This is a genomic window from Halorubrum sp. C191 (assembly GCF_002727095.1).
Taxonomy (GTDB): domain Archaea; phylum Halobacteriota; class Halobacteria; order Halobacteriales; family Haloferacaceae; genus Halorubrum; species Halorubrum ezzemoulense.
This window is the reverse complement of record NZ_NHNZ01000006.1, coordinates 1-20,197: the sequence shown is the minus strand read 5'-3', so window position 1 is coordinate 20,197 and position 20,197 is coordinate 1. Positions and strand designations below refer to the sequence as shown.

Annotated in this window: 21 protein-coding genes and 2 tRNA genes; 6 read left to right on the top strand and 17 right to left on the bottom strand. The window is 69.5% G+C overall.

Going from position 1 to position 20,197, the window contains the following annotated elements:
* Positions 1-253: 253 nt before the first annotated feature.
* The 3 genes from Z052_RS00380 to Z052_RS00370 form a co-directional block, all read right to left on the bottom strand.
* On the bottom strand, positions 254-1,066 hold the full coding sequence (locus Z052_RS00380) for a MarR family transcriptional regulator (protein ID WP_094579848.1): 813 nt from the start codon (positions 1,064-1,066) through the stop codon (positions 254-256).
* A 66-nt stretch (positions 1,067-1,132) separates the two neighbouring features.
* Complete coding sequence (locus tag Z052_RS00375) at positions 1,133-3,385, bottom strand: NADP-dependent malic enzyme (protein ID WP_089308805.1); 2,253 nt, start codon at positions 3,383-3,385, stop codon at positions 1,133-1,135.
* A 190-nt stretch (positions 3,386-3,575) separates the two neighbouring features.
* Positions 3,576-4,685, bottom strand: a complete 1,110-nt coding sequence (locus Z052_RS00370) for a hypothetical protein (protein ID WP_094519822.1) — start codon at positions 4,683-4,685, stop codon at positions 3,576-3,578.
* A 198-nt stretch (positions 4,686-4,883) separates the two neighbouring features.
* On the opposite strand from Z052_RS00370, the gene Z052_RS00365 reads away from it, so the two are divergent.
* Positions 4,884-5,723, top strand: a complete 840-nt coding sequence (locus Z052_RS00365) for a hypothetical protein (protein WP_094519823.1) — start codon at positions 4,884-4,886, stop codon at positions 5,721-5,723.
* Between the two features lie 36 nt (positions 5,724-5,759).
* Here the strand turns inward: Z052_RS00365 and Z052_RS00360 are convergent, their stop codons facing one another.
* From Z052_RS00360 to Z052_RS00310, 11 genes are all read right to left on the bottom strand, one after another.
* Positions 5,760-6,485 carry a fumarylacetoacetate hydrolase family protein gene (locus Z052_RS00360; RefSeq protein ID WP_094519824.1) on the bottom strand — a complete coding sequence of 242 codons (726 nt, stop codon included), beginning with the start codon at positions 6,483-6,485 and terminating at the stop codon, positions 5,760-5,762.
* Positions 6,486-6,539: 54 nt separating this feature from the next.
* Positions 6,540-7,094 carry a hypothetical protein gene (locus tag Z052_RS00355; RefSeq protein WP_394338375.1) on the bottom strand — a complete coding sequence of 185 codons (555 nt, stop codon included), beginning with the start codon at positions 7,092-7,094 and terminating at the stop codon, positions 6,540-6,542.
* On the bottom strand, positions 7,094-7,450 hold the full coding sequence (locus Z052_RS00350) for a hypothetical protein (RefSeq protein ID WP_049932631.1): 357 nt from the start codon (positions 7,448-7,450) through the stop codon (positions 7,094-7,096). The genes Z052_RS00355 and Z052_RS00350 overlap by 1 nt, the downstream gene beginning before the upstream one ends.
* The gene (locus Z052_RS00345) at positions 7,447-7,728 is read right to left on the bottom strand and encodes a ubiquitin-like small modifier protein 1 (RefSeq protein WP_049932629.1); all 282 of its coding nucleotides are present in this window, start codon (positions 7,726-7,728) and stop codon (positions 7,447-7,449) included. The genes Z052_RS00350 and Z052_RS00345 overlap by 4 nt, the downstream gene beginning before the upstream one ends.
* Before the next feature lie 62 nt (positions 7,729-7,790).
* Entirely contained in the window at positions 7,791-8,174 is a 384-nt protein-coding gene (locus tag Z052_RS00340; RefSeq protein ID WP_094495131.1) for a hypothetical protein, read from the bottom strand.
* A gap of 36 nt (positions 8,175-8,210) precedes the next feature.
* Positions 8,211-9,104, bottom strand: coding sequence for an alpha/beta hydrolase (locus Z052_RS00335; protein WP_094519825.1), 894 nt, complete (start codon positions 9,102-9,104; stop codon positions 8,211-8,213).
* Positions 9,101-10,099, bottom strand: coding sequence for a phosphate uptake regulator PhoU (locus Z052_RS00330; RefSeq protein WP_049932625.1), 999 nt, complete (start codon positions 10,097-10,099; stop codon positions 9,101-9,103). Before Z052_RS00330 ends, Z052_RS00335 begins: the two co-directional genes overlap by 4 nt.
* 195 nt (positions 10,100-10,294) lie before the next feature.
* Entirely contained in the window at positions 10,295-11,242 is a 948-nt protein-coding gene (locus tag Z052_RS00325) for a D-2-hydroxyacid dehydrogenase (protein ID WP_094519826.1), read from the bottom strand.
* 80 nt (positions 11,243-11,322) lie between these two features.
* Entirely contained in the window at positions 11,323-12,546 is a 1,224-nt protein-coding gene (locus Z052_RS00320) for a cystathionine gamma-synthase (protein ID WP_049932623.1), read from the bottom strand.
* Between the two features lie 106 nt (positions 12,547-12,652).
* A tRNA-Glu gene (locus tag Z052_RS00315) sits at positions 12,653-12,761 on the bottom strand.
* Between the two features lie 93 nt (positions 12,762-12,854).
* Positions 12,855-13,421 (bottom strand): peptidylprolyl isomerase, encoded by a 567-nt coding sequence (locus Z052_RS00310; RefSeq protein ID WP_049932621.1) that lies wholly within the window; start codon positions 13,419-13,421, stop codon positions 12,855-12,857.
* Between the two features lie 102 nt (positions 13,422-13,523).
* Here Z052_RS00310 and Z052_RS00305 point away from each other — a divergent pair, with 102 nt between their 5' ends.
* The 3 genes from Z052_RS00305 (at position 13,524) to truA (ending at position 15,252) form a co-directional block, all read left to right on the top strand.
* Complete coding sequence (locus tag Z052_RS00305) at positions 13,524-13,724, top strand: XapX domain-containing protein (RefSeq protein ID WP_086216656.1); 201 nt, start codon at positions 13,524-13,526, stop codon at positions 13,722-13,724.
* Between the two features lie 63 nt (positions 13,725-13,787).
* Positions 13,788-14,312 (top strand): universal stress protein, encoded by a 525-nt coding sequence (locus tag Z052_RS00300; protein ID WP_049932617.1) that lies wholly within the window; start codon positions 13,788-13,790, stop codon positions 14,310-14,312.
* A gap of 22 nt (positions 14,313-14,334) precedes the next feature.
* The gene (gene truA, locus Z052_RS00295; RefSeq protein WP_094519827.1) at positions 14,335-15,252 is read left to right on the top strand and encodes a tRNA pseudouridine(38-40) synthase TruA; all 918 of its coding nucleotides are present in this window, start codon (positions 14,335-14,337) and stop codon (positions 15,250-15,252) included.
* Between the two features lie 47 nt (positions 15,253-15,299).
* Here truA and Z052_RS00290 read toward each other — a convergent pair whose 3' ends face one another.
* Positions 15,300-15,833: an Rrf2 family transcriptional regulator gene (locus tag Z052_RS00290; RefSeq protein WP_094519828.1), complete on the bottom strand. Its 534-nt coding sequence runs from the start codon at positions 15,831-15,833 to the stop codon at positions 15,300-15,302.
* Between the two features lie 421 nt (positions 15,834-16,254).
* Between Z052_RS00290 and nadE the strand changes: the two genes are divergently transcribed.
* Positions 16,255-17,244: an NAD(+) synthase gene (gene nadE / locus Z052_RS00285; protein WP_094519829.1), complete on the top strand. Its 990-nt coding sequence runs from the start codon at positions 16,255-16,257 to the stop codon at positions 17,242-17,244.
* A 33-nt stretch (positions 17,245-17,277) separates the two neighbouring features.
* On the opposite strand, the gene Z052_RS00280 is transcribed toward nadE, so the two are convergent.
* The gene (locus tag Z052_RS00280; RefSeq protein ID WP_099288476.1) at positions 17,278-18,708 is read right to left on the bottom strand and encodes a M28 family metallopeptidase; all 1,431 of its coding nucleotides are present in this window, start codon (positions 18,706-18,708) and stop codon (positions 17,278-17,280) included.
* Between the two features lie 119 nt (positions 18,709-18,827).
* Between Z052_RS00280 and Z052_RS00275 the strand changes: the two genes are divergently transcribed.
* A tRNA-Gly gene (locus tag Z052_RS00275) sits at positions 18,828-18,898 on the top strand.
* A gap of 497 nt (positions 18,899-19,395) precedes the next feature.
* Here Z052_RS00275 and Z052_RS00270 read toward each other — a convergent pair.
* A partial coding sequence (locus Z052_RS00270) for a KaiC domain-containing protein (RefSeq protein WP_099288474.1) occupies positions 19,396-20,197 on the bottom strand: 802 nt, incomplete at its 5' end.

Here is a 20,197-nt window from a genome sequence, read left to right as displayed (position 1 = left end):
CGGGCTTCCGTCAAAGTGCGAGCTCTCAGTAGAATAGTAGTTTCCGGTGAAACGCATGTATCGCGCGGCAAGCTGTCGCTCATTTCGCTTGGCGAGCTTTACTCTGATGTAGGATATAAATCCTGTTGTTCTATATCGGTCAGATAGATAACTAAACCGCCCACAGCGAAGTCGCTCCCACCCAAGATAGCCCCATTTCACCGGAAACACGGTGTGTCTCACCGTACGAAACCACAGCGACCGACGTACCGACCTACGGTGTGAGAGAGTCGCGGACCTCATACCGAACGCCGTCTTCACGGAGTCGCGTCGTGTGGCGAGAAAGCTCGTCGGTCGAAACGAGCAACAGCACGTCCAAGCCCCGGAGGGCGGCCTGAGACACGCCCGTCGCCGAACCGAATCGGATGTCCGGCCGGAGCCCGGTCCGCGTCGCGAGCGCGTAGGCTTCGGTCCCACCGACCGCGATCAGATCCGCGTCCGCGGCGCGATCCGTGATGACCTCGGGAGACGGCGGACTCCCTTCGGTCACCGCCGGGACGGACACGACCGTCACCACGCCCGGGTCGTACTCGACGACCCCCTCGAAGTCGGTGACGCCGACCGCCTCTCCGGCCTCACCGCCGGTGACGACGACCGCTGTCGCCGATCCCCCCTCCGGGACGGCGTGTAGCACGCCGTCGCGCATCTCCAGCCCGACGTCGTCACCTTCCGCAACCGCGTCGGTCGCCACGGCGGCGTCGACGTCGACGCTTCCCAGAACATCGTCGGACACGCGAGACACGAAGTCCGAGAGGGCGTCGGTTCGCGTGATTATCCAGTCGACTCCCTCTTTGGTCACCTCGTACCGACCTCGACCGCGTTTCTCCGCGAACCCTCCGTCGACCAAGTCGCGGACGTAGTCGCTCACCGCCTGCGAGGTCACACCGATGACGTCCGCGATCTCCTCTTGGCTCACCGCCGGCTGTCGCGCGGCGATCTCGACGAGAACCCGGTAACGAGTCGCGTCGCGCCTGTTATCCAGCACTCGCGGCCCGGCCGGCTCGTCCGGATCCTCGCTCGTTCCCATACCACCGATGTTGTAGTCGGAAACAAGTAAAATTGGTGTCCCGGCGCCCGCGGTACACCCGGCGAGCTACTCTTGGGCGTCCACGACGGCGACGCTCGCAAGGTTGACGATATCCTTCACCTCGTCGCCACGCTGGAGGACGTGGACCGGCTCGTCCATGCCGACGAGCATCGGTCCGATGGCCTCGGCGCCCCCGAGCCGCTGAAGGAGTTTGTATCCGATGTTCCCGGCCTCAAGGTTCGGGAACACGAGGACGTTGGCCGCCTCGTCAAGTTCGGAGAACTCGTAGGTCCCGTTGAGGATGTCGTCGACGACCGCGGTGTCGGCCTGCATCTCCCCGTCGACCGGGAAGTCGACCACGTCGTCGGACTGAAGAATGTCGACCGCGTCGCGCGGCTTCCGCGTCCCCTCGTTGTCGACGCTCCCGAAGTTCGAGTACGATAGCATCGCGGCGCGCGGTTCGACGTTGAACCGTCGCGCGAGGTCCGCCGTGTGTCGCGTGACCTCCGCCAGCGTCTCCGCGTCGGGGTCCTGATTGACGGTCGTGTCCGCACAGAAGATCACCCGGTTCTTGAAGGTGAGCATGTACACGCCGGCGACGGTGTCCGTGTCGGCCGCCGAACCGACTATCTGGAGGGGCGGCCGGAGCGCGGACGGGTAGTGGTGCGTGAGCCCGGTGAGCATCGCGTCGACGTCGCCGGTTTCTACCATCACGCTCCCGAGGTAGTTGGTGTCCCGTTTGACCAAATCGTCGGCCTCGCGTTTGGTGATCCCCTTGCGCTTTCGGAGCTCGTACAGCCGCTCGCCGTATCCGGAGACGTCCCGCTCGTCCGGGTCGACCACCTCGGGGCGGAACGAGAGCCCGAGCTCGGACGCGGTCCGGGAGATGGTGTCGGCGTCGCCGAGCAACACCGGCTCCGCGATCCCCTGCTCGGAGAGCTGGTAGGCCGCGCGGATCATCTTCTCGTCGGTGCCCTCCGCGAGCGCGATCCGCTTCGGGTCGCTTTTCGCCTTGTTCAACACGACCCGCATCATCTCGCGGGACTTCCCCAGGCGAGCCTCGAGGCGCTCGCGGTACTGGTTCAGATCGATCTCCGTCCTGGCCGATCCGGACTCCATCGCCGCCTCCGCGACGCGCGGCGCCACCTCGAACAGCACCCGCGGATCGAGCGGCTTCGGAATGACGTAGTCGGGACCGAACTGGAGCGGGTCGTCGCCGTATGCCTTCACGACCGCGTCCGGAACGTCCTTGCGCGCGAGGTCGGCTAGCGCCTCCGCGGCGGCCGCCTTCATCTCCTCGTTGATCTCGGTCGCACGCACGTCGAGCGCCCCGCGGAACAGGAAGGGGAACCCGAGGACGTTGTTCACCATGTTCGGGTAGTCGGACCGACCAGTCGCCATGATCACTGTGTCGTCCCGGGCGTCCTTGGCGTCCTCGTAGGTGATCTCCGGGTCGGGGTTCGCCATCGCGAAGATGATCGGGTCCGCGGCCATCGAGCGGACCATCTCCTGCGAGACGATACCCCCGACGGAGAGCCCGACGAACACGTCTGCGCCGTCCATGGCGTCCGCGAGATCGCCGTCTTCGACGGGGGTGGCGAACTGGCTTTTGTACTCGTTGACGTCGCCGGCCGCCACCCGCTCTTCGGTGATGATCCCGGAGGAGTCGCACATTGTGATGTTCTCTTCGCGCGCCCCCAGCGAGACGTAGAACCGGGCCGTCGCGATGGCCGACGCGCCGGCGCCGGAGAAGACGATGTCGAGCTCCGAGAGGTCCTTATCGGAGATGTCGACCGCGTTCATCAGCGCCGCGCCGGAGATGATCGCGGTGCCGTGCTGGTCGTCGTGGAACACCGGGATCTCCATCTCCTCGCGGAGCCGCTCCTCGATCTTGAAACACTCCGGGGCCTTGATGTCCTCGAGGTTGATGCCGCCGAACGTCGGCTCCATCGCCTTCACGGCCTCGCAGAACGGGTCGACGGCGTCGATGTCGAGCTCGATGTCGAACACGTCGATGTCGGCGAACCGCTTGAACAGCACCCCCTTCCCTTCCATCACGGGCTTCGAGGCGGCCGCGCCGATGTCACCGAGCCCGAGGACGGCCGAGCCGTTCGAGACGACCGCGACGAGGTTCCCCTTCGCCGTGTACTCGAAGACGGACTCCGGGTCGGCCGCAATATCGCGGCACGGCGCCGCGACCCCGGGGGAGTACGCCAGCGAGAGGTCTCGCTGGGTGTTCGTCGGCTTCGTCGTCTCTATCTCGATCTTTCCGGGCGGCTCCTGCCGGTGATACTCCCGGGCGTCGTCGTCTAGTCCCATGTCTTTCTCCATTCGTGAACGGAGTAAAAAGGTATGCGATGGTGTCGAGTGTGTGATTCGACGTTCGACGATCTTGCGGCGCCCTTCGACGGCATCGAAGTACTTCAACGAGATCTCGATGTGTGTTGGCGTTTCGATGCTCGTCGACAACTTGGATGTCCGTCGACCGCGGAGCCCCGTCGGCGCGTCCTCAGACCGGCCCACCGTCGGCTGGCTCCGGGTCGTCGCTCGCGACGAGCGTCGGCGCCAGCGGAGCGAGCCCCGGAGCGAGCCCGGCGAGCGTCGAGACTTCGTACGCCGTCAGGTACGTTCGCGCCACGATGAGGACGGGGAGCGTCAGCACCGCGACGGCGGCGACCGCACACAGCAGGACGGTCGCGAGCACGATCGCCCCCGCGGTCGTCTCGACCAACGCCGCCACTCCGCCGAGCGGGACCGCGGCGAGCACCAGCACGACGAGGCCGACCGCGGCGACCACCCCGCCGACGGAGGCGACTGCGACGGCCCGGACGATCCCGGCGCTCGCCGCGACGACGGCGTGAACCGCGAGGTAGACCGCGACATCGCTCAGCGACTCGCGGAGCGAGGCCCAAACCGTCCGCCACCCGGCGAGCACCCCGACGTCGCGGGCGACCATCGCCGGCGCGACGAGCTCCAGCGTGAGCCGGGAGCCGACGGTCCCGATCAGCGCTACGCCGCCAGCAGTGACTCCGAGCGCGACGACCGCGACCTCGGAGGCACCGGACACCCCGCCGACCTCTACGCCCGCCGCGCCCGACACAGCAGAGTCTGCGGCAACGACCGCGAACGCGGCCGCCGGTATCGCGGCGACGACCGCGCCGGCCGTCACGACGGCCGACAGCCCGAGGGCCTGCCGAAACCGTGTACGAAACGGTCGCCAGAGCGCGACTTCCGTCGTCGCGAGCGCGTCGTAGAACGCGAGCCGGAATGCGACCGAACACGTGACGAGCGCGAACGCCGCGACCAGCCCCCCGACCGCGGCCGCGACGAGCAGCGCGTCGTCGAGTCCCGCGACGCGCTCGGCTGCCGGACCGACGATGCGTCCGATCCCCACCGGTCCCGCCCCGACGCCCGTCGAGGTAGATGTCGCCCACCCCACGAGCCCGGCCGTCGAGGCGCCGAGCGACGAGGCACCGACGTGCGACGCCGCGGCGCCGCCGCCCGCCATGCCGGCCGCGAGGGCGGCGAGCTTCGCCCATCGGACCGCCTCGAACGGAAAGAGTAACCGTCGCGTCGCGTCGACGGCGCGGTCGACCGCGTCGACGGCGTGCCAGCTCATACCGATCGTTCGCCGGAAGGGATGAAATATGCTGGTACCCGAGCCGCCTGTAGGGAGGTGCCTGTTCCGCGGCCGCCCGTCCCGCGGCCGCCCGTTCCGCGACCGCCCGTCTCGCGAGATCGCACGGCTCGCCCGTGTCCCGCGTGGCCACACGTTCGACCCGCAGTCATTTAGGGCGGACGCGACGAAGCCGAACGCATGAAGGTCCGCGGCGAACGCGAGTGCCAGTCCTGTGGCACGCGGTGGTCGTACTACGAGACGGGCTCCGTCGCGTGTCCGAGCTGCGGCGACCTGCGCAGCGTCGGCGTCGACGCCCGGACGGCACACACCGACGCGCCCGTCGCGCTCGACCTCGCGGCGCACCGCGAGCGGTTCGGGAACGCGACCGGGACGCTCCCGCGCTCTGGCGTCGACGAGCTCCAGTCGGACCTCCGAGAGTACTGCCGGAAGCGCGGGTTCATCGACGGCGGGCGTCTCGTGCCGCTCGACGAGACCTACCTCGCTGCCCGAGAGCTGCTGGAGGCGGTGGACTGCTTCGAACGGCTCCGGGACGCGACCGACGCCGATCGCGAGTACCTCCTCGGGCTGCTCGCCGGCGCCGACGACGGCGAGCGCCCGGCTGCGGGGGAGGTACCGACCGCGCTCCGCGAGGCCCGAGGGATGGCCGCCGTGCGCGCGGTCGAGGCGTACCGCAGCGACGCGCTCGACTTCCTCGACGAACTCGAATCCGGCGCCGGACCGGACGGGGCGGAACGCACCGCCGACGCCGAGGGCGACTCCCCGGCGGTTACCGTCGAAGGAGAGAGCCCCGGCTCTCGGATCGGTCCCGCTCGCGACGCGTTCGAGCGCCTTCGCGACCGCGTCGCGCGCGCCGACGCCCTCGGGGGCGACGTGCCGCCCGCGGCCGCGGACGGGCTCGTGAAGGCGGCCGACGCGCTCGGAACCTACGTGCGGACCGGCGACGAGACGACGCTGACGACCGCCAACCGCCTGATCGACGACGCGAGCGTCGACGACTTCGACCCCGCGGATCGGTGAGATCACCCGGCGTTCACCCGGCCGAACTCGGCGCCGTCACTCCCCGCCCGACGCGACCACCGCGTTCGAGAGCGTCCCGACCCCCTCGTAGGTGATTTCGACCCGCTCGCCGGGTTCGACGAGCCCGGGATTCGCCGGACTGCCGAACGCGACACAGTCGCCGGGCTCGAACGTGAACCGCTTCGAGAGGTACGAGACGACCTCTCGGGGACCGAACAGCATCAGTTCGGTGGTCGCGTCCTGTCGCACCTCGCCGCCCACGGTAGTCTCGATGTCGATATCCGTCGGGTCCACGTCGGTCTCGATCCACGGGCCCAGCGGCGCCGACCCGTCGAACGCCTTCCGCGCGGTCCGGCCCTGCTGGTCGAGCGCGTCGACATCGTTCAGTATCGTGTAGCCGCGGACGACCTCCGGGACGTCCTCGGGGGCGAGATCCCGGCACCGTTCGTCGAGCACGGCGACAAGTTCGCCGGCGTACGTCAGCTCGTCGGTCCACTCTGGATATCGGATTTCCTCGCCGTGCGCGAGCAGGCTCGTCGGGGGCTTGATGAAGAAATCCGGCACCTCGGGCCGTTCGTAGTCCATCTGGTCGAGCGTCTCGGCGTAGTTCCGGCCGACGCAGTACAGCGCGGTGGGGTCACACGGCGGGAGCAGTCGGCCGTCGCGGCCGACCTCGTACCGGCCGTCGTCGGCGACGACTGTGCCGTCGTCGTATCGGCCGACCACGGGACCGTCCGGCGTGAGCAGTCGAGCGAGTCGCATACAGGCACCTCTGCGCTGCGGTTCGAAAAGGCGTCGGTGGCGGCACGGCCCGGATCAATCGTCGCTGTCCGCCTCACGACTACCGTCCGCCNNACCGTCCGCCTCACGACCGGCATCCTCCTCACGACCGCCGTCCCCATCTTCGTCGAGACCGATGACAACGGCCGACCGGATTTCTAGGGCGGCGTCGAACTCCGCCCGGCGACCGCTCCCGGCCCCGAGCCGTTCGACCGCGGCCTCGTGCGCGCGGACGACGGCGTCGCGCTCGCGCTCGGAGAGCCCGACGCGCTCGGCCACCTCGTCCCAGTGGTCCGGCTCAACAAGGAACGTCTCGCGCCCCGGCTCGGCCTCGATCTGCTCGTACCTCCGGCGATACGCATCGATTCTGGGGCCGAGGTCGGCTTGGACGCGCGCGAGGAGCGTCGGCACGCGCGCAGCGGGCACGCTCGCAAGCGCAGTCGTCTTCACCAGCGCCGTCCCCTCGATGGGGTACGTCCCCGGGTCCCGGTCGGCGTCCGCTCCACGACCGTCGACCTCGCCGTCGGCGTCCCCTTTGCGGCCGTCGGCGTCCTCTCCGTGGTCGCCGGACTCGCTGTCGTCGTCGGACATCACCCGCCGGCGCGCATGGCCTTCTGCCGGTATTTCGGGAGGAGGTCACCGAGGGCGTCCGGGTCGCCCGCGAACTCGGCGGTCACCTCCGTGATCTCGATCGCGGCCGCGGCGGTCACCTTCTCGGCGCTGAGGGCCGCCCGCCAGCCGTCGCCCGCCACGCTGGTCGCCTCCGCGGGCTCGTCGGTCCCGACGAGTTCCCCGCCCAAGTTCCTGAGATAATGGGCGGCGAGCCGCCGAGAGATACCGCGGTACGCGACCGTCTCGCGCTCCCACCCCTCCTCGGCCGGCGGGAGGCCGGAAGCGTCCGCGTCGTCGACCACGTCCTCGGCGGTCGCCGAGCCGTCGTCGCTCATGCGCCCCCCGCGACGGGCGGGAACACGGAGAGCCGGTCCCCGTCCGCCATCGGTGTGTCGAGCCCGTCGAGGTGGAGCACCTCGCGGCCGTTCTTCAGGACGTTGATCTGCGGGGCGAGGTCCCCGTCGGCGATCAGTCGGCCCTCCATCCCCTCGTACTCCGACTCCAGTTCGCGCAGCACGTCGCCGACGGTCGCGGCGTCGGCGAACTCCGCGTTCACCGTCTTCCCGCCGGCGGCCTCGCGAAACGTCGCGAAGAACCGCAGTTCCAGTTCCATACCCGTACGTCGGGTCGCGGCGGGTTAAAAGCGGTCGGCCACGGAAGGCGACGGTCGCTTGGTCACAGGTCGGAGAGGCGAATCCCGTCCTCGACCAGCCGGAAGTTCCGCTCCCGGTCGAGGTCGTCGGCAAGCCACTCGTGGTCGTACAGCTGGCCGATGAGCTCGAGGTAGAGGTTCCGCCACGCGATCGCGTAGATCGGCGACTGCCCCCACGCGCGGAGTTCCGGGACGAACTCGTGGTAGGTGCTCGCCTGCGACTCCATGCGCTCGACCGCGTCGGCGACGACCTCGGCTGCCTCGTCGGGGTCGGCCTCGTCGAGCGCCTCGTTCAGTCGCGACTGGATCCCCGCGATGGCGCGCCGCATGTCCTGCTCGGCGGTCCCCTCCTCCTCCGGAAGCGACTCGATGACGCCCCTCGGCACGCCGAGTTCGATCTCTGGCATGGGATCCCCTCGGGGGAGCGCGCTCAAAAAACCCGCTCACCCGGCAACGACGAGCACGGCGGAACCGGGCGACCGCGGGCCAAGGTCGGCGACCGACCACGCGCCGCGGTCCGGAACTAGTCGCGGCTCGACACTGCGGGTCGCCGCGCCCCCTTCCGAGAGCCACGTCCCGGTCGCGTTCCCGACCGCCTCCCGGCTGGCGTCGGGCGACAGCGACGCGGGACCGTCGCCGCGCTGCGGGCCGTAGGCCCCGAACCCGGCGTGGTTGACGCCGTCGAGTTTCACGATCCGCGCGTCCGCCGGGAGGTTCGCCCGCGACGCGCGCTCCCGTTCGGCGTCGATCACGCCGTCCGCGCCGCCGAGCACCGAGAGCACGTCGAGGCCGCTGTCGGAGACGTCGCGGTCGCAGTACGCGGCGTGGAGGACGAGCGCCTCGTAGGCCGCGGCGTTCTCGGCGGCGTGCCGGCAGGCCATGGCACCGCCGAGCGAGTGGCCGCCGACGGCCCAGACGCCGACCTCCGGGTGACGCTCGCGCACGCGATCGGCACGGTCCGGCGCGAGGACGGCGAGGTTGAGGGGAGCGTCCACCACGACGACGAGCGCGACCCGGTCGGACGCGGCGACGATCTCGGCGGCGGTGGGGACGTAGCTCTCGTGAGCCACCCGCGCGCCGGGGTAGTAAACGAGTCCGACGGTCGACGCCGTCACCGGTCCGTCGCGGACCGCGGTCCCGACCGCCGTCCGGTCGACGGTTATGTCCGGGTCCGCCTCGACCGCCGCAACCGCGTCCGCGTCCGGTCCCATACCGGCGGCGAAGTACGCGGCGGCGCTGCCGCCGACGATCGCGACGAAGAGGACGATCGCACCGCCGGCGACCGCGAGCCGCCGGGGTCCGGGGAGTCGGTGAGCGATCCCCTCCGCTTCCCTCACGGCGTCGGCGCGGCCTTCTGGAGGGCCGTCTCGGCGATGTTCCCGCCGTAGTCGGCTGACCGGAGGACCGAGTCGACGACGAGCCCGAGCAGTTGCGCGCGGGTGGGGTCGAGGTCGCGGAGGACCTCGTCGATGGACCTGACGCGCTCGTCGATCGCTCTGACGCCGGTTCTCGCCTCGTTCGCTCGTCGGGTAGCCGCCTCGGTGTCGTCGTCGAACAGCGCGTCCATCGCGGTGTCGATCACGTCGACCGCGTCGCCGTGGAGGTCGTTCACCGCCTCCACGACGTCGTCGGGAAGCGGGTCCTCGATGTTCAGGGTCAGGTGCGCGATCTTCGTCGCGTGGTCGCCGATCCGCTCTAACTGGCGAGCGCTGGAGTGGTAGTCGAAACACTCCTCGCGGGGGAGCCCGAGCTCCTCGGCCGCCTTCGGCGTTCGCAGCGTCGCGCGGAAGATCCGCGAGACCACGAGCCACAGCCGGTCGAGGTCGTCGTCGCGGCCGATCACGTCGCGCGCGAGGTCGTGGTCGCGGTCGGCGAGCGCGGTGATCGCGTCTTCGAGCATCGACAGCGAGATCAGCCGCATCCGCGTGACCGCGTTGTGGATCGAAAGCTCGGAGGAGTCGAGGAGGTCCTGGACGACGACGCGGTCCCGCGTCTCCTCTAACACCTCTAGGCCGACGAGACTCTGGACCGCGTCGCGGATCGTCGAGCGCTGCTCGGTGGTGATCTCGGCCGCCTCCAGTTCGATGACGTCGAAGCCGCTGACGTACATCGTCGTCACCGCCCGCTGGAGTGCCTGCCCGGACAGGTCCGCGATGTCGAGCGTCCCCCGCATCCGCTCGTCCTCCGACCGCGGGGTGAGAAACAGGGAGTCGCCGTCGGGGTGGAACTCGATCTCCGTCCCGGCCTCGACGTCGTTCTCAGTCGCCCACGTCTTCGGAATCGAGACGGTGTACGTCGAGCCGCCGGTGACTTGGACCTTCCGCGTTTCCATACCCGACCCTCCGGAGCGGAACACCTTAATTTTGATCAAAATATATACTGCCGAACAACGAGCGAGACGTCTGTCGTCAAATAGTCCGCAAAACGGCAGTGGAGAATGCCTAGGGCCGATAAATAGAGAAGTAATTTTACTATATATACCTACACTTCAGTATGGATACGACCGGCGTGTTTTCTCGGTGTCGTCTCAGACCACGCGGTTACGGAGTTCGTCGCCGGCGTTCAACCGCGCGACGTTGTCGGCGAGGATATCCGCGACGCGTTCGTAGTACTCGGGGGTGTGGCCGGCGTTGTGCGGCGTGATCGTCGCGTTCGACAGCCCCCACAGCGGGTGGTCCTCCGGCAGCGGCTCCGGGTCGGTGACGTCCAGCGCCGCGCCGCGGATACGGTTGTTCCGGAGCTCCGTCACCAGGGCGTCCGTGTCGACGATTGGCCCCCGAGCGATGTTGACGAGGACGGCGTCGGCCCGCATCGTCCTGAGCGCGTCGGCGTCGACCAGCCCCCGCGTCGTCTCCGTGAGTGGACAGGCCAAGACGACGTACTCCGCCCCGGTGACGGCCTCGTGAAACTCGTCGAATCCGTACACCTCGTCGGTCGGCCCGCCCTTCTCCGGAGAGTAGCGGACGCCGACGGTGTCGACGTCGAACGCCTCTAAGCGGTCGACGACGGCCCGGCCGATGGCGCCGAGCCCGACCACGGAGACGGTCGAGCCGTACAACTCCGTCGTCTCGTAGGTGCGCCACTCCCGGCGGGTCTGCTGCCGGTACGCCCGGTGGAACTGTCGCGCGTGCGCGATCATCGACCCGACGACGTGTTCGGCGATGTTCGGCCCGTGGACGCCCGAAGCGTTCGTCACGGCGATTCCGTGGTCCGCGAGCAGGTCGCGCGGCAGGTGGCCCGTCCCCGCGAACACGCAGGCGAACAGCTCCAGCTCCTCCGCGGCGGCGAGCAGCTCCTCGTCGACGTTGAGCCCGACGGCGACCCGCGCCGTCCGGATCAGCTCCAGTTCCTCCGCGGGCGTTCGCGCTCGCGCGACCGTCGCGTCGGGGAGCCGCTCGCGGATCGCCGACGCCAGTTCGTCGGGGCCCAGCCCGTGGATCGTCTGTCGAAGCACCAAGACGTCTGGATCGCTCATGGGGGCTGTCTCGCCGGGACCGATAAAAATGGTGTCAGTCGCTCGGTGACCGGCGGAGCGCCGAACCCCGTCGGGGCGGGCTACGACAGCGCCGCGTCGAACGCCGCCCGGAGGTCCGCCTTCATGTCGTCGACGTGTTCGATCCCCACCGACACCCGGATGAGGCCGTCGGTGAGCCCGGCCGCGATCCGCTCCTCACGCGGGATGGCAGCGTGGGTCATCGCGGCGGGCTGCTCGATCAGGCTCTCGACGCCGCCGAGCGACTCCGCGAGGGTGAACACCTCCGTCTCGCTTACGACCGTCGACGCCTCTTCGAGGGTGCCGTCCAGCTCGAACGACAGCATGCCGCCGAAGTCGTCCATCTGCGCGGCCGCCAGCTCGTGGTCGGGGTGCGACTCCAACCCGGGGTAGTAGACGCGCTCGACCGCGTCGTGTCTCTCCAGCCACTCCGCGAGCGCCATCGCGTTCTCGCAGTGTCGGTCCATCCGGACGGGGAGCGTCTTCGTCCCGCGGAGGACGAGGAACGCGTCGAACGGGCCGGGCGTCGCGCCGACGGAGTTCTGGTAGAAGCCGAGCCGCTCGTCCAGTTCCTCGTCGTCGACGATCAGGGCGCCGCCGATGGTGTCCGAGTGCCCGCCGAGGTACTTCGTCAGCGACTGGGAGACGATGTCGGCGCCGTGTTCGAGCGGGCGCTGGAGGTACGGCGTCGCGAACGTGTTGTCGACCGCGCAGAGCGCGTCGCCCTCGTGGGCGATGTCGGCGAGCGCGCCGATGTCGTTGACGTTCATCAGGGGGTTCGTCGGCGTCTCGACCCAAACCAGCTCGGTCTCCTCGCGCATCGCCGCCCGGACCGCGTCGTGGTCGGTCGTGTCGACGAACGTGGTGTCGATGTCGTACTCGTCGTACACCTGCGTGAGGATGCGGTGGGTCCCCCCGTACACGTCGTCGCCGGCGACGACGTGGTCGCCAGCCGAAAGCAGGTTGAGGACGGTGTTGATCGCCCCCATGCCGGAGGAGAAACAGCGCGCGTGGCTGCCCGACTCCAGCGAGGCGAGGTTCGCCTCCAGGTCGCTCCGCGTCGGGTTCCCGGTCCGGCTGTACTCGTAGCCGCGGTGGTCGCCCGGCCTGTCCTGCTCGTAGGTGGAGTTCGCGTGGATCGGGGTCATCAACGCCCCCGTCTCCGGGTCGGGCTCCTGTCCGGCGTGGATCGCGAGGGTCTCGAACCGGTGCTCGTCGGGGGCGCCGGCGTCAGGGTCGCTACCGGCGTCGTCGCCGTCGCCGCCGTTCTCGGGTGTATCGCTCATGGATACGCGTCGTCGCCGAGGAAAGTGATTCTTCCCATTCGGGCGGCCGGGGAGGTAGCGACGCGCCGCTCAGAGAAGGAGACGCGCCGCTCGCGGTGATGATGGATGCTCGGTCAGGGATTTGAACCCTGGTCGTCGGCTGACTTCCGAACCGGCGCCGAGGCGCCGCGTCCGCCGAAAGGCCAACATGATTGGCCGGACTACACCAACCGAGCGTGAACGATGCTTACGTCGGGGACAATTTAACTCTTCTCAACTCCCCGCAGCGTGCGACGGTGACGCACGCAGTCGGTGCGGAGGCGAAACCGTTACTCGTCGACGTCGACGCGCTCGATCTCGACGGCCTCGCGGGGGTCGTCGTTGCGCCCGGTCGGCACGCCGCCGATCTCCTCGACGACGTCCATCCCGTCGATGACATGCCCGAAGACGGCGTGCTTGCCGTCGAGGTGCGGGGTCGCGTCGAGCGTGATGAAGAACTGCGAGCCGTTCGTGTTCGGGCCGGAGTTCGCCATCGACAGGATCCCGGGTCCGTCGTGGGTGAGGTCGTCGTGGAACTCGTCGTCGAACTCGTAGCCGGGACCGCCGCGGCCGTTCTCCATCGGGTCGCCGCCTTGGATCATGAAGTCGTCGATGACGCGGTGGAAGACGATGCCCTCGTACAGCGAGTCGCCGCGGACCTCGCCGCTCTTGGGGTCCTCCCACGTGTTCGTCTCGGGCGCGGGCTCCGCGTCGGCCGCGGGGTCGTGACGCGCCAGCCCGAGGAAGTTCTCGACCGTCTTCGGCGCGCGATCGGCGAAGAGCTCGACGACGATATCGCCGTGGTTGGTCTGAAGCGTCACCTGCGGGTTGTCGGGATCGGAAACCTCTCGTGCCATGTCCGCAGAGAAGGGCGCCCGTCGGAAAACCCTGCCCATCCGCGCGGGTCGTCCCCGGCCGCGAACACCGCAGTTATAAGCGAACGCCGCGGACGCGTCGACATGAGTTCGACCGCGGTCCTGACCGTCGCCGCGCTCGTCGTCGGGGTGACGGTCGGCGCGCTGTTCGCATTCCTCCGCGTTCCGATCCCCGCGCCCCCGGAGCTGCCGGGCGTGATGGCGATCGTCGGCATCTACCTCGGTTTCAAGCTCGTCGGCTACGCCGGCGTCGGGTTCGACCTGCTGGACGCGCTCGGGCTGTGACGTCCCCGCCCCGGACCACCGACGGCCGGTATCGTTTTCCGGCGGGCGCGAGCAGTACCGCGTATGTACGACCAGATCCTCCTCCCCGTCGCACCCGGCGGCGAGGCGAACGACGCGATCCCGCACGCGGCCAGCCTCGCCGAGCGATACGGCGCGACCGTCCACGTCGTCTCGGCCGCCGACACCGCGGTCGACACGCTCGCCGGGCCGCGGACGGGCGCGTTCTCCGACCGCCTCGTCGACGCGGCCGAGGAGCGGGTGGAAGCTGTGACCGCGGAGCTGGAGGAAGCCGGCGTCGAGACGGTCGGCGACGTCGTCCGCGGCGAGCCGCTGGACGTCATCGAGAACGCGATCGAGGACGGCGCCGACCTCGTCGTCATGCCGAGCCACACTCGACAGGGGATCCGACGGCTGCTCCTCGGGAGCGTCACCGAGAAGGTCGTCCGCGTCGCGTCGGTACCGGTGGTGACCGTTCCGATGACCGAGCCGACGGACGAAGGGGATCGGGAGCCGGCGGATCAGGCGGATCGAGAGCCGGCCGACGACGGCGACGCGACGGGCGGACGCGGAGCGTCGGACGGGCAGTGACGGCCGCGCCGAGCGAACGCCCATGACGGACGCGTCGAACGGCCGCGAGACCGTCATGCGCGCCTTCCGGGTCGCGTACGACGGGCGAGAGTACGCCGGCTTCCAGCGACAGCCGCACGCCGAGACGGTGGCGGACGCGCTCCTCGAAGCGCTCGCGGACCACGGCGTCGTCCAGCGCGGCGACGGGGCGACCCACGCCACGCCCCCCGGCTACGCCGCGGCCGGGCGGACCGACGCCGGCGTCTCGGCGGTGGCCCAGACCGTCGCCTTCGAGGCGCCGACGTGGCTCACCCCCCGCGCGTTCAACGGGCACTTACCGGGATCCGTCCGCGTGTGGGCCGCCGCCGACGTCGGAGAGGAGTTCCACGCGACGCACGACGCGGTCCGCCGGACCTACCGGTACCACCTCTACGCCCCCGCGGTCGACGGGGGCGGTTCGACCGACGCCGCGCGATCGGATCCCGAACACGCGGTCGACGACGACCGACTCCGGGACGCGCTCGCGCGGTTCGACGGCGAACACGACTTCCACAACCTGACGACAGACGAGACTGGCACGGTCCGCGACCTCGACGCGCGGGCGGCCCGCGCGGGCGACGCGCTCGTCGTCGAACTCTCGACGGACGGGTTCCCGCGGGCGCTCGTCAGGCGGGTCGTCGCCGCGGTCCGGGCCGTGGGTCGCGGAACGGCCGACCCCGCATGGATCGAACGGCTGCTCGCCGCCGACCCGATCCCCGGCGAGCGGGGGGTCGGCCCCGCGCCGCCCGAACCGCTCGTGCTGTGGGACGTGCGCTATCCCGACGTGACGTTCGAGGTCGACCGCGAGGCCGCCCGGAGCGCGCGGGTCGCGTTCGGCGAGCGACACCGCGACGCGCGTCACGCCGCCGCCGCCACCGGCGCGGTCCGCGACAGGCTGTCCTCGGCCGCCGAGGAAGAGTGAGCTCGGCGGCCGTGGAGAGACGATCCGGACCGCCGAGGCCGCGGCCGTCAGGCCGCCGATCCGCCCGCCGGCGTCTCCATGCCGTCGACGCGGACCAGCAGGGTGTTGCCGTCGACGTTCGTCGCGTCGACCACGCCAGAGAGCCGCAGCCCGGTGGCGGGCGTCGGCCCGACGGTCACGCGGTCTCCCGCGTCGAACGGGCCGACGGGACCGCGGATCACGAGTTCGGCGCGACACAGTTCCGGATTGGCGACGCTCGACAGGTCTATCTCAGCGACGGTGACGTCCTCGACGGGGATGCCCTCGCGCTCCACCGGGGTCGTCGCGGCGTCGTCTAGCCGCTCGATGTCGAGGGCGTCGTACGCCCCGTCGGTCGGGATGTATCCGCCGTCCGGCCCGGCGACGCCCTCGACGAGTCCGAGGGTCCGGAGGCTACCCATCCGGTTCCGGACCGTCCCCGGGTTGCGGTCGATCGCGTCAGCGATCTCTCGCCCCTGTACTGGGTCGTCCCCTCCTTCCGCGAGGTTCACGAGCGCAGTGAGCACCCGGCTTTGACTTGAACTCAACTCGATTTCTGACATACACAATTCGATGCGCAACTTCCTGATAAATGTTGGCATATAACGTCATTATATGCTTACGAGACCCACTAAAACGTGTTATTTCTGGAAAGTACTGCGATTACTACCTCAGATATGCGGTAACAGAAAAACAACCTCTCGCTAGATACTATTCTCGAATATTTTTAATTCTTGTCCCAGTTGAAGTTCTTTATTTTTGTAATTATGGTCGATTGTGCGCCGTTCAGAGTAACTTTGTACTAATTCCTTATACTATCTACACCGCAAGTATTTACCGCCGAAGCCGGAAGCGGCGGGCGACTGATGACGAATCAACGCGACGTTTGTCACCGCTCGCAGGGACACCCCGTCACTCCGCGACGGCTCACCGGCGGTGTAAATCGGCAGAGAACGCGGACGAGGGACCGAGCGGAGGGCGTCGATGGCTGACCGCGAGTCGGCGTTCGAGTCCGACGGGGCCGTCTCGGCCGGTCGGTCGGCGGAGGCGGGTGCCCGACAAGTGACTCGGTCCGATCCGAGCTCCGAGTCGCTGCCTCGCGCGCTGCTCCCGGACCGGGACCCCGCGGTCGAACGCGACCGCGTCCGGTCGTTCCTCGCCGAGCGGGTCGACGCCGCGGCCGCCGACGGCGTCGTGGTGAACATGAGCGGCGGGCTCGACTCGACGGTGACCGCCGCGCTCGCCGTGGAGGCGCTCGGTCCCGAGCGCGTGTACGGGCTGATACTCCCGTGTAACAAGGTCGGCGCGCCCCACGCACGGGACGCCGAGGCGCTCGCGGCGGCGCTGGGTATCGAACACGACACGGTTCACCTCCAGCCGCTGTTCGCGCAGTTCGGCGCGGTCGCCCCCGATCGCTTCGACCTCCACGACGAACCGGTCCGATCGGGGAACGCGGTCGCTCGGCTCCGGATGACCGTCGCCTACCTCGCCGCCAACGCGACGAACCGCCTCGTCTGCGGCACCGCCAACCGGAGCGAACTGCTCTTAGGCTACCTGACGAAACACGGTGACGGCGCGGCCGACGTGTTCCCGCTGGGACACCTGTACAAGTCTGGCGTCCGTGCCCTCGCGGCCGAACTCGACGTGCCGGAGTTCGTCGTCGAGAAGCCACCGACGGCCGGGTTCCTCCCGGGCCAGCGGGACGCCGACGACCTCGGGGCGCCCTACGAGGTCGTGGACCCCGTCCTCCACCTCGGCGTCGACCGCGGACTGGACTCCGAGTCGGTCGCCGAGCGAATCGCGGCGACCGTCGCCGAGGTCGACCGAACTGCGGACGACGACGGCGGCGAGGGCTCCGCCACCGCCGTACTCGCCGGGATCGACCGCGACCTCGTCGCGGACCTGCTCGCCCGCCACCGCGCGACGGCGCACAAGCGACTCCCGCCGCCGACGCCGGACGGGGACATGGAGTGACCGAGCGGTCGGGACCGGCCTACGCCGCCCCGTTCAGTCCCAGTCGCTCGGCCAGAGGTCGGCCGCGCGCATCCCCGTCTCGAAGTCGGCCTCGCGGAAGGCGGTCACGAGTTCGTCGCGGTCGAGGCGGGGGAGGTCGCGCTCGGGCGCCGCGAACTCGGCGACGAGCAGGGCGGTCAGCATCGCGTGTTCGCGGACGTTCCGGTCGTCGACCTTGTCGCGGGTGTCCGCGTGGGTGTGGCCCCACCCGCGCCCGCGGTCGCCGGAGTCGCTGTGGAGCTGGAGCGCCGGTACGCCGCGGCGCACGAACGGCCACTGGTCGGAGAACGGGTGCGGCTGCGCGTCGACCTCGATCGGCTGGCGCGTCGCGGCCGACACCGCTTCGGCCACCGACGCGGCCGCCGTGGAGGCGTGTGCGAGCGCGATCAGGTCGCGGAACCGTCCCGCGCCGTCGACGTTGACCACGCCCTTCACGGAGTCCAGATCCACGCGCTCGGCGAGGTGTTCCGCGCCGAGCAGGCCGACCTCCTCGGCGCCGACCGCGACGACATCGACGCCGAGCGGGAGGTCGGCGCCCGCGATGATCTCGGCCGCGGTCGCGACCGTCGCGATGCCGCAGCCGTTGTCGAGCGCCCCCTCCGCGATGTCGTGGGCGTCGTAGTGAGCGAGCAGGAGGACGCGCTCGTCGGTGTCCGGACCGGCGCGACCGATCACGTTGCGGCTCTCGCCCGGCGTCGTCGACGCCTCGACCGACAGCTCGGCCTGCGCGACGGCGCCGGAGCCGCTCGGTCCGGCCCCCCCGCCACCGACCGCGTACTCGCGGAGCCACGCGCCGGTCTCCTTCGAAACGCCGACCGCGACCGCCTCGGCCTCCTCGCCGAACGTGAGCGACCCGGTCGGCGGCAGCTGCCCGTCGAGGTGGTTGACGAACACGAAGCCGACCGCGCCCGCGTCGACCGCGTAGCCGAACTTCTCCATGCGATGGACGAACCGCCCGCCCTCCGGGGTGGTCGTCGAAGCGACCGCGATCCGGCCCGCCACGTCGCGCTCGTCGATCTCCGCCGGGGTGCCGTACCCAACGTCGACGAGTTCGCCCGAGACGCTGCCCCCCGGCGAGTACGGGAGCGCGAGGGCTTCGAACGACCGCGTGGTCGGCTCGCCGCCCCGACCGGAGACGGTCACGTCGAGCGACGCCGACCCGCGCTCCCACGCCGGGAGGTCGAACGGCTCCGTGCGAACGTCCGCGAGCCCCGCGCGCTCGAAGGCGTCGGCGACGAGGTCGGCGCCCCGGGCCTCGCCCTCGCTGCCGGCCATCCGGCTCCCGATCGCCGTGAGGTCGGTGAGGAACCGCCACGGCTCGTCGTCGGTCCACGTCGATCCGAACGCGGGGGCGAGTTCCGCGGCGCGGTCGCGCACACGGTCGACCGCGTCGGTTCGCCTCTCGGTTGCTGCGTCCTCGACCATGGGCGTGCCTCCGTCGGTGACGGCTTAAGACTGTGGCTCGCGGCACTGGGCGGCGGCGAAGTGAGCCCCGCCCGGTGAAACGCTACGTTCAAGTGGGACGGTCGGGTATCTCGATTTGAGCACCGTTGGTCCAGTGGTAGGACATTAGCTTCCCAAGCTAATAGCCCGGGTTCAATTCCCGGACGGTGCATCCGGACGCTTACGCGGCTGTCTTCCGCATTTCCCGCGGCGCTACAGCGTGAAATGGGTCACTGAAGCAGTACGGTAACACCGATACTCTCCTGTTTGGCCCCGTACCGAACGATCACTTCCTCTCCGGGCACTGATCCCGGGTTATAGCGCATTTATACACACGTTCGTTTAAAAATAACCGACCGCGGATCTGCGGTGAACACCTCCAAAGTCCCAACCGGGAGGACGACGCACGCTCGCTTCGCTCGTTCCTGCGGCGCTTGCGTCGCCTGCGTCGTCCTCCCGGCTGCCCCTTTGAGATCCCCCGCACCGCGCCCCTCGCCGACCTCGTCAGTCGCCCTCCGCGTTGCTCCGGGCGAGTGACTCCCTCGCACGCGCTCCTCGCGGCCGCCGGTGCGGCCACTCGGAGGCGCGCGCTACCGCGGTACTCCGGACATGTATAAGCAATCGCCGCGGCGACGCGTGTCGGTTTAGATACCTCGTCGCCCGGGCCGCTCAGAAGATGTTCGCCTGGTCGTACACTGAGATGCCGGTGTCGGTGATGTCGTACGGCTTCGTCTCGCGGGAGTGGTTCGCGTCGCGGATCTTCTGGATCTCGACTGCGAGCCGCGTCTCGCGGAAGTCCGACGCGCGGACGTACTGGAGGACGAAGACGGCGTCCGTCAGGTACTCCACGATCCCGTGTCTGGACGCGTACTGCGTCTCCTCGCTCGCCTCCGATGTGAGCAGGGTCGTCACGCCCGCCTCCTTGAGCGAGCGCGTGAAGCCGAACACTTCCGAGCGGCGCTTCGCGGGGTGGTCGTACATCATCTCCAGCAGCGAGACGGAGTCGAGCACCAGCCGGTCCGCCTCGAACTCGGCGATGAGCCGGACGAGGTCGTTCCGGATCGACGACAGCGAGTTGGCCATCTCGATCGGGTCGATGGCGACGACCGCGAGGCGGTCCTCGGCCGCGTGCTCGCGGAACGACCACCCCTTCTCGGCCGCCGTGTCGAGGATCGACTCCCGGGTCTGTTCGAGCGTGATGTAGATCCCCTTCTCCCCCGATTCGAGCGCGTGGTTGAGGAACTGGAGCGCGAACGTCGTCTTCCCGGTTCCGGCGCCGCCGATGACCGACAGCAGCGACCGGCTGGGGACGCCCCCGAGGATCATGTCGTCGAGCCCCTCGATCCCGATGTCGGTCCGCTCGATCTCCGACTCGAACTCCTCCGGGTCGACGTCGAAGTCGGTCGTTCCGCCGCCGCCCGCCTCGCCGCCGAGGTCCCCGAACCCGAAGTCGTCGTCGCCGGCGCTCGCG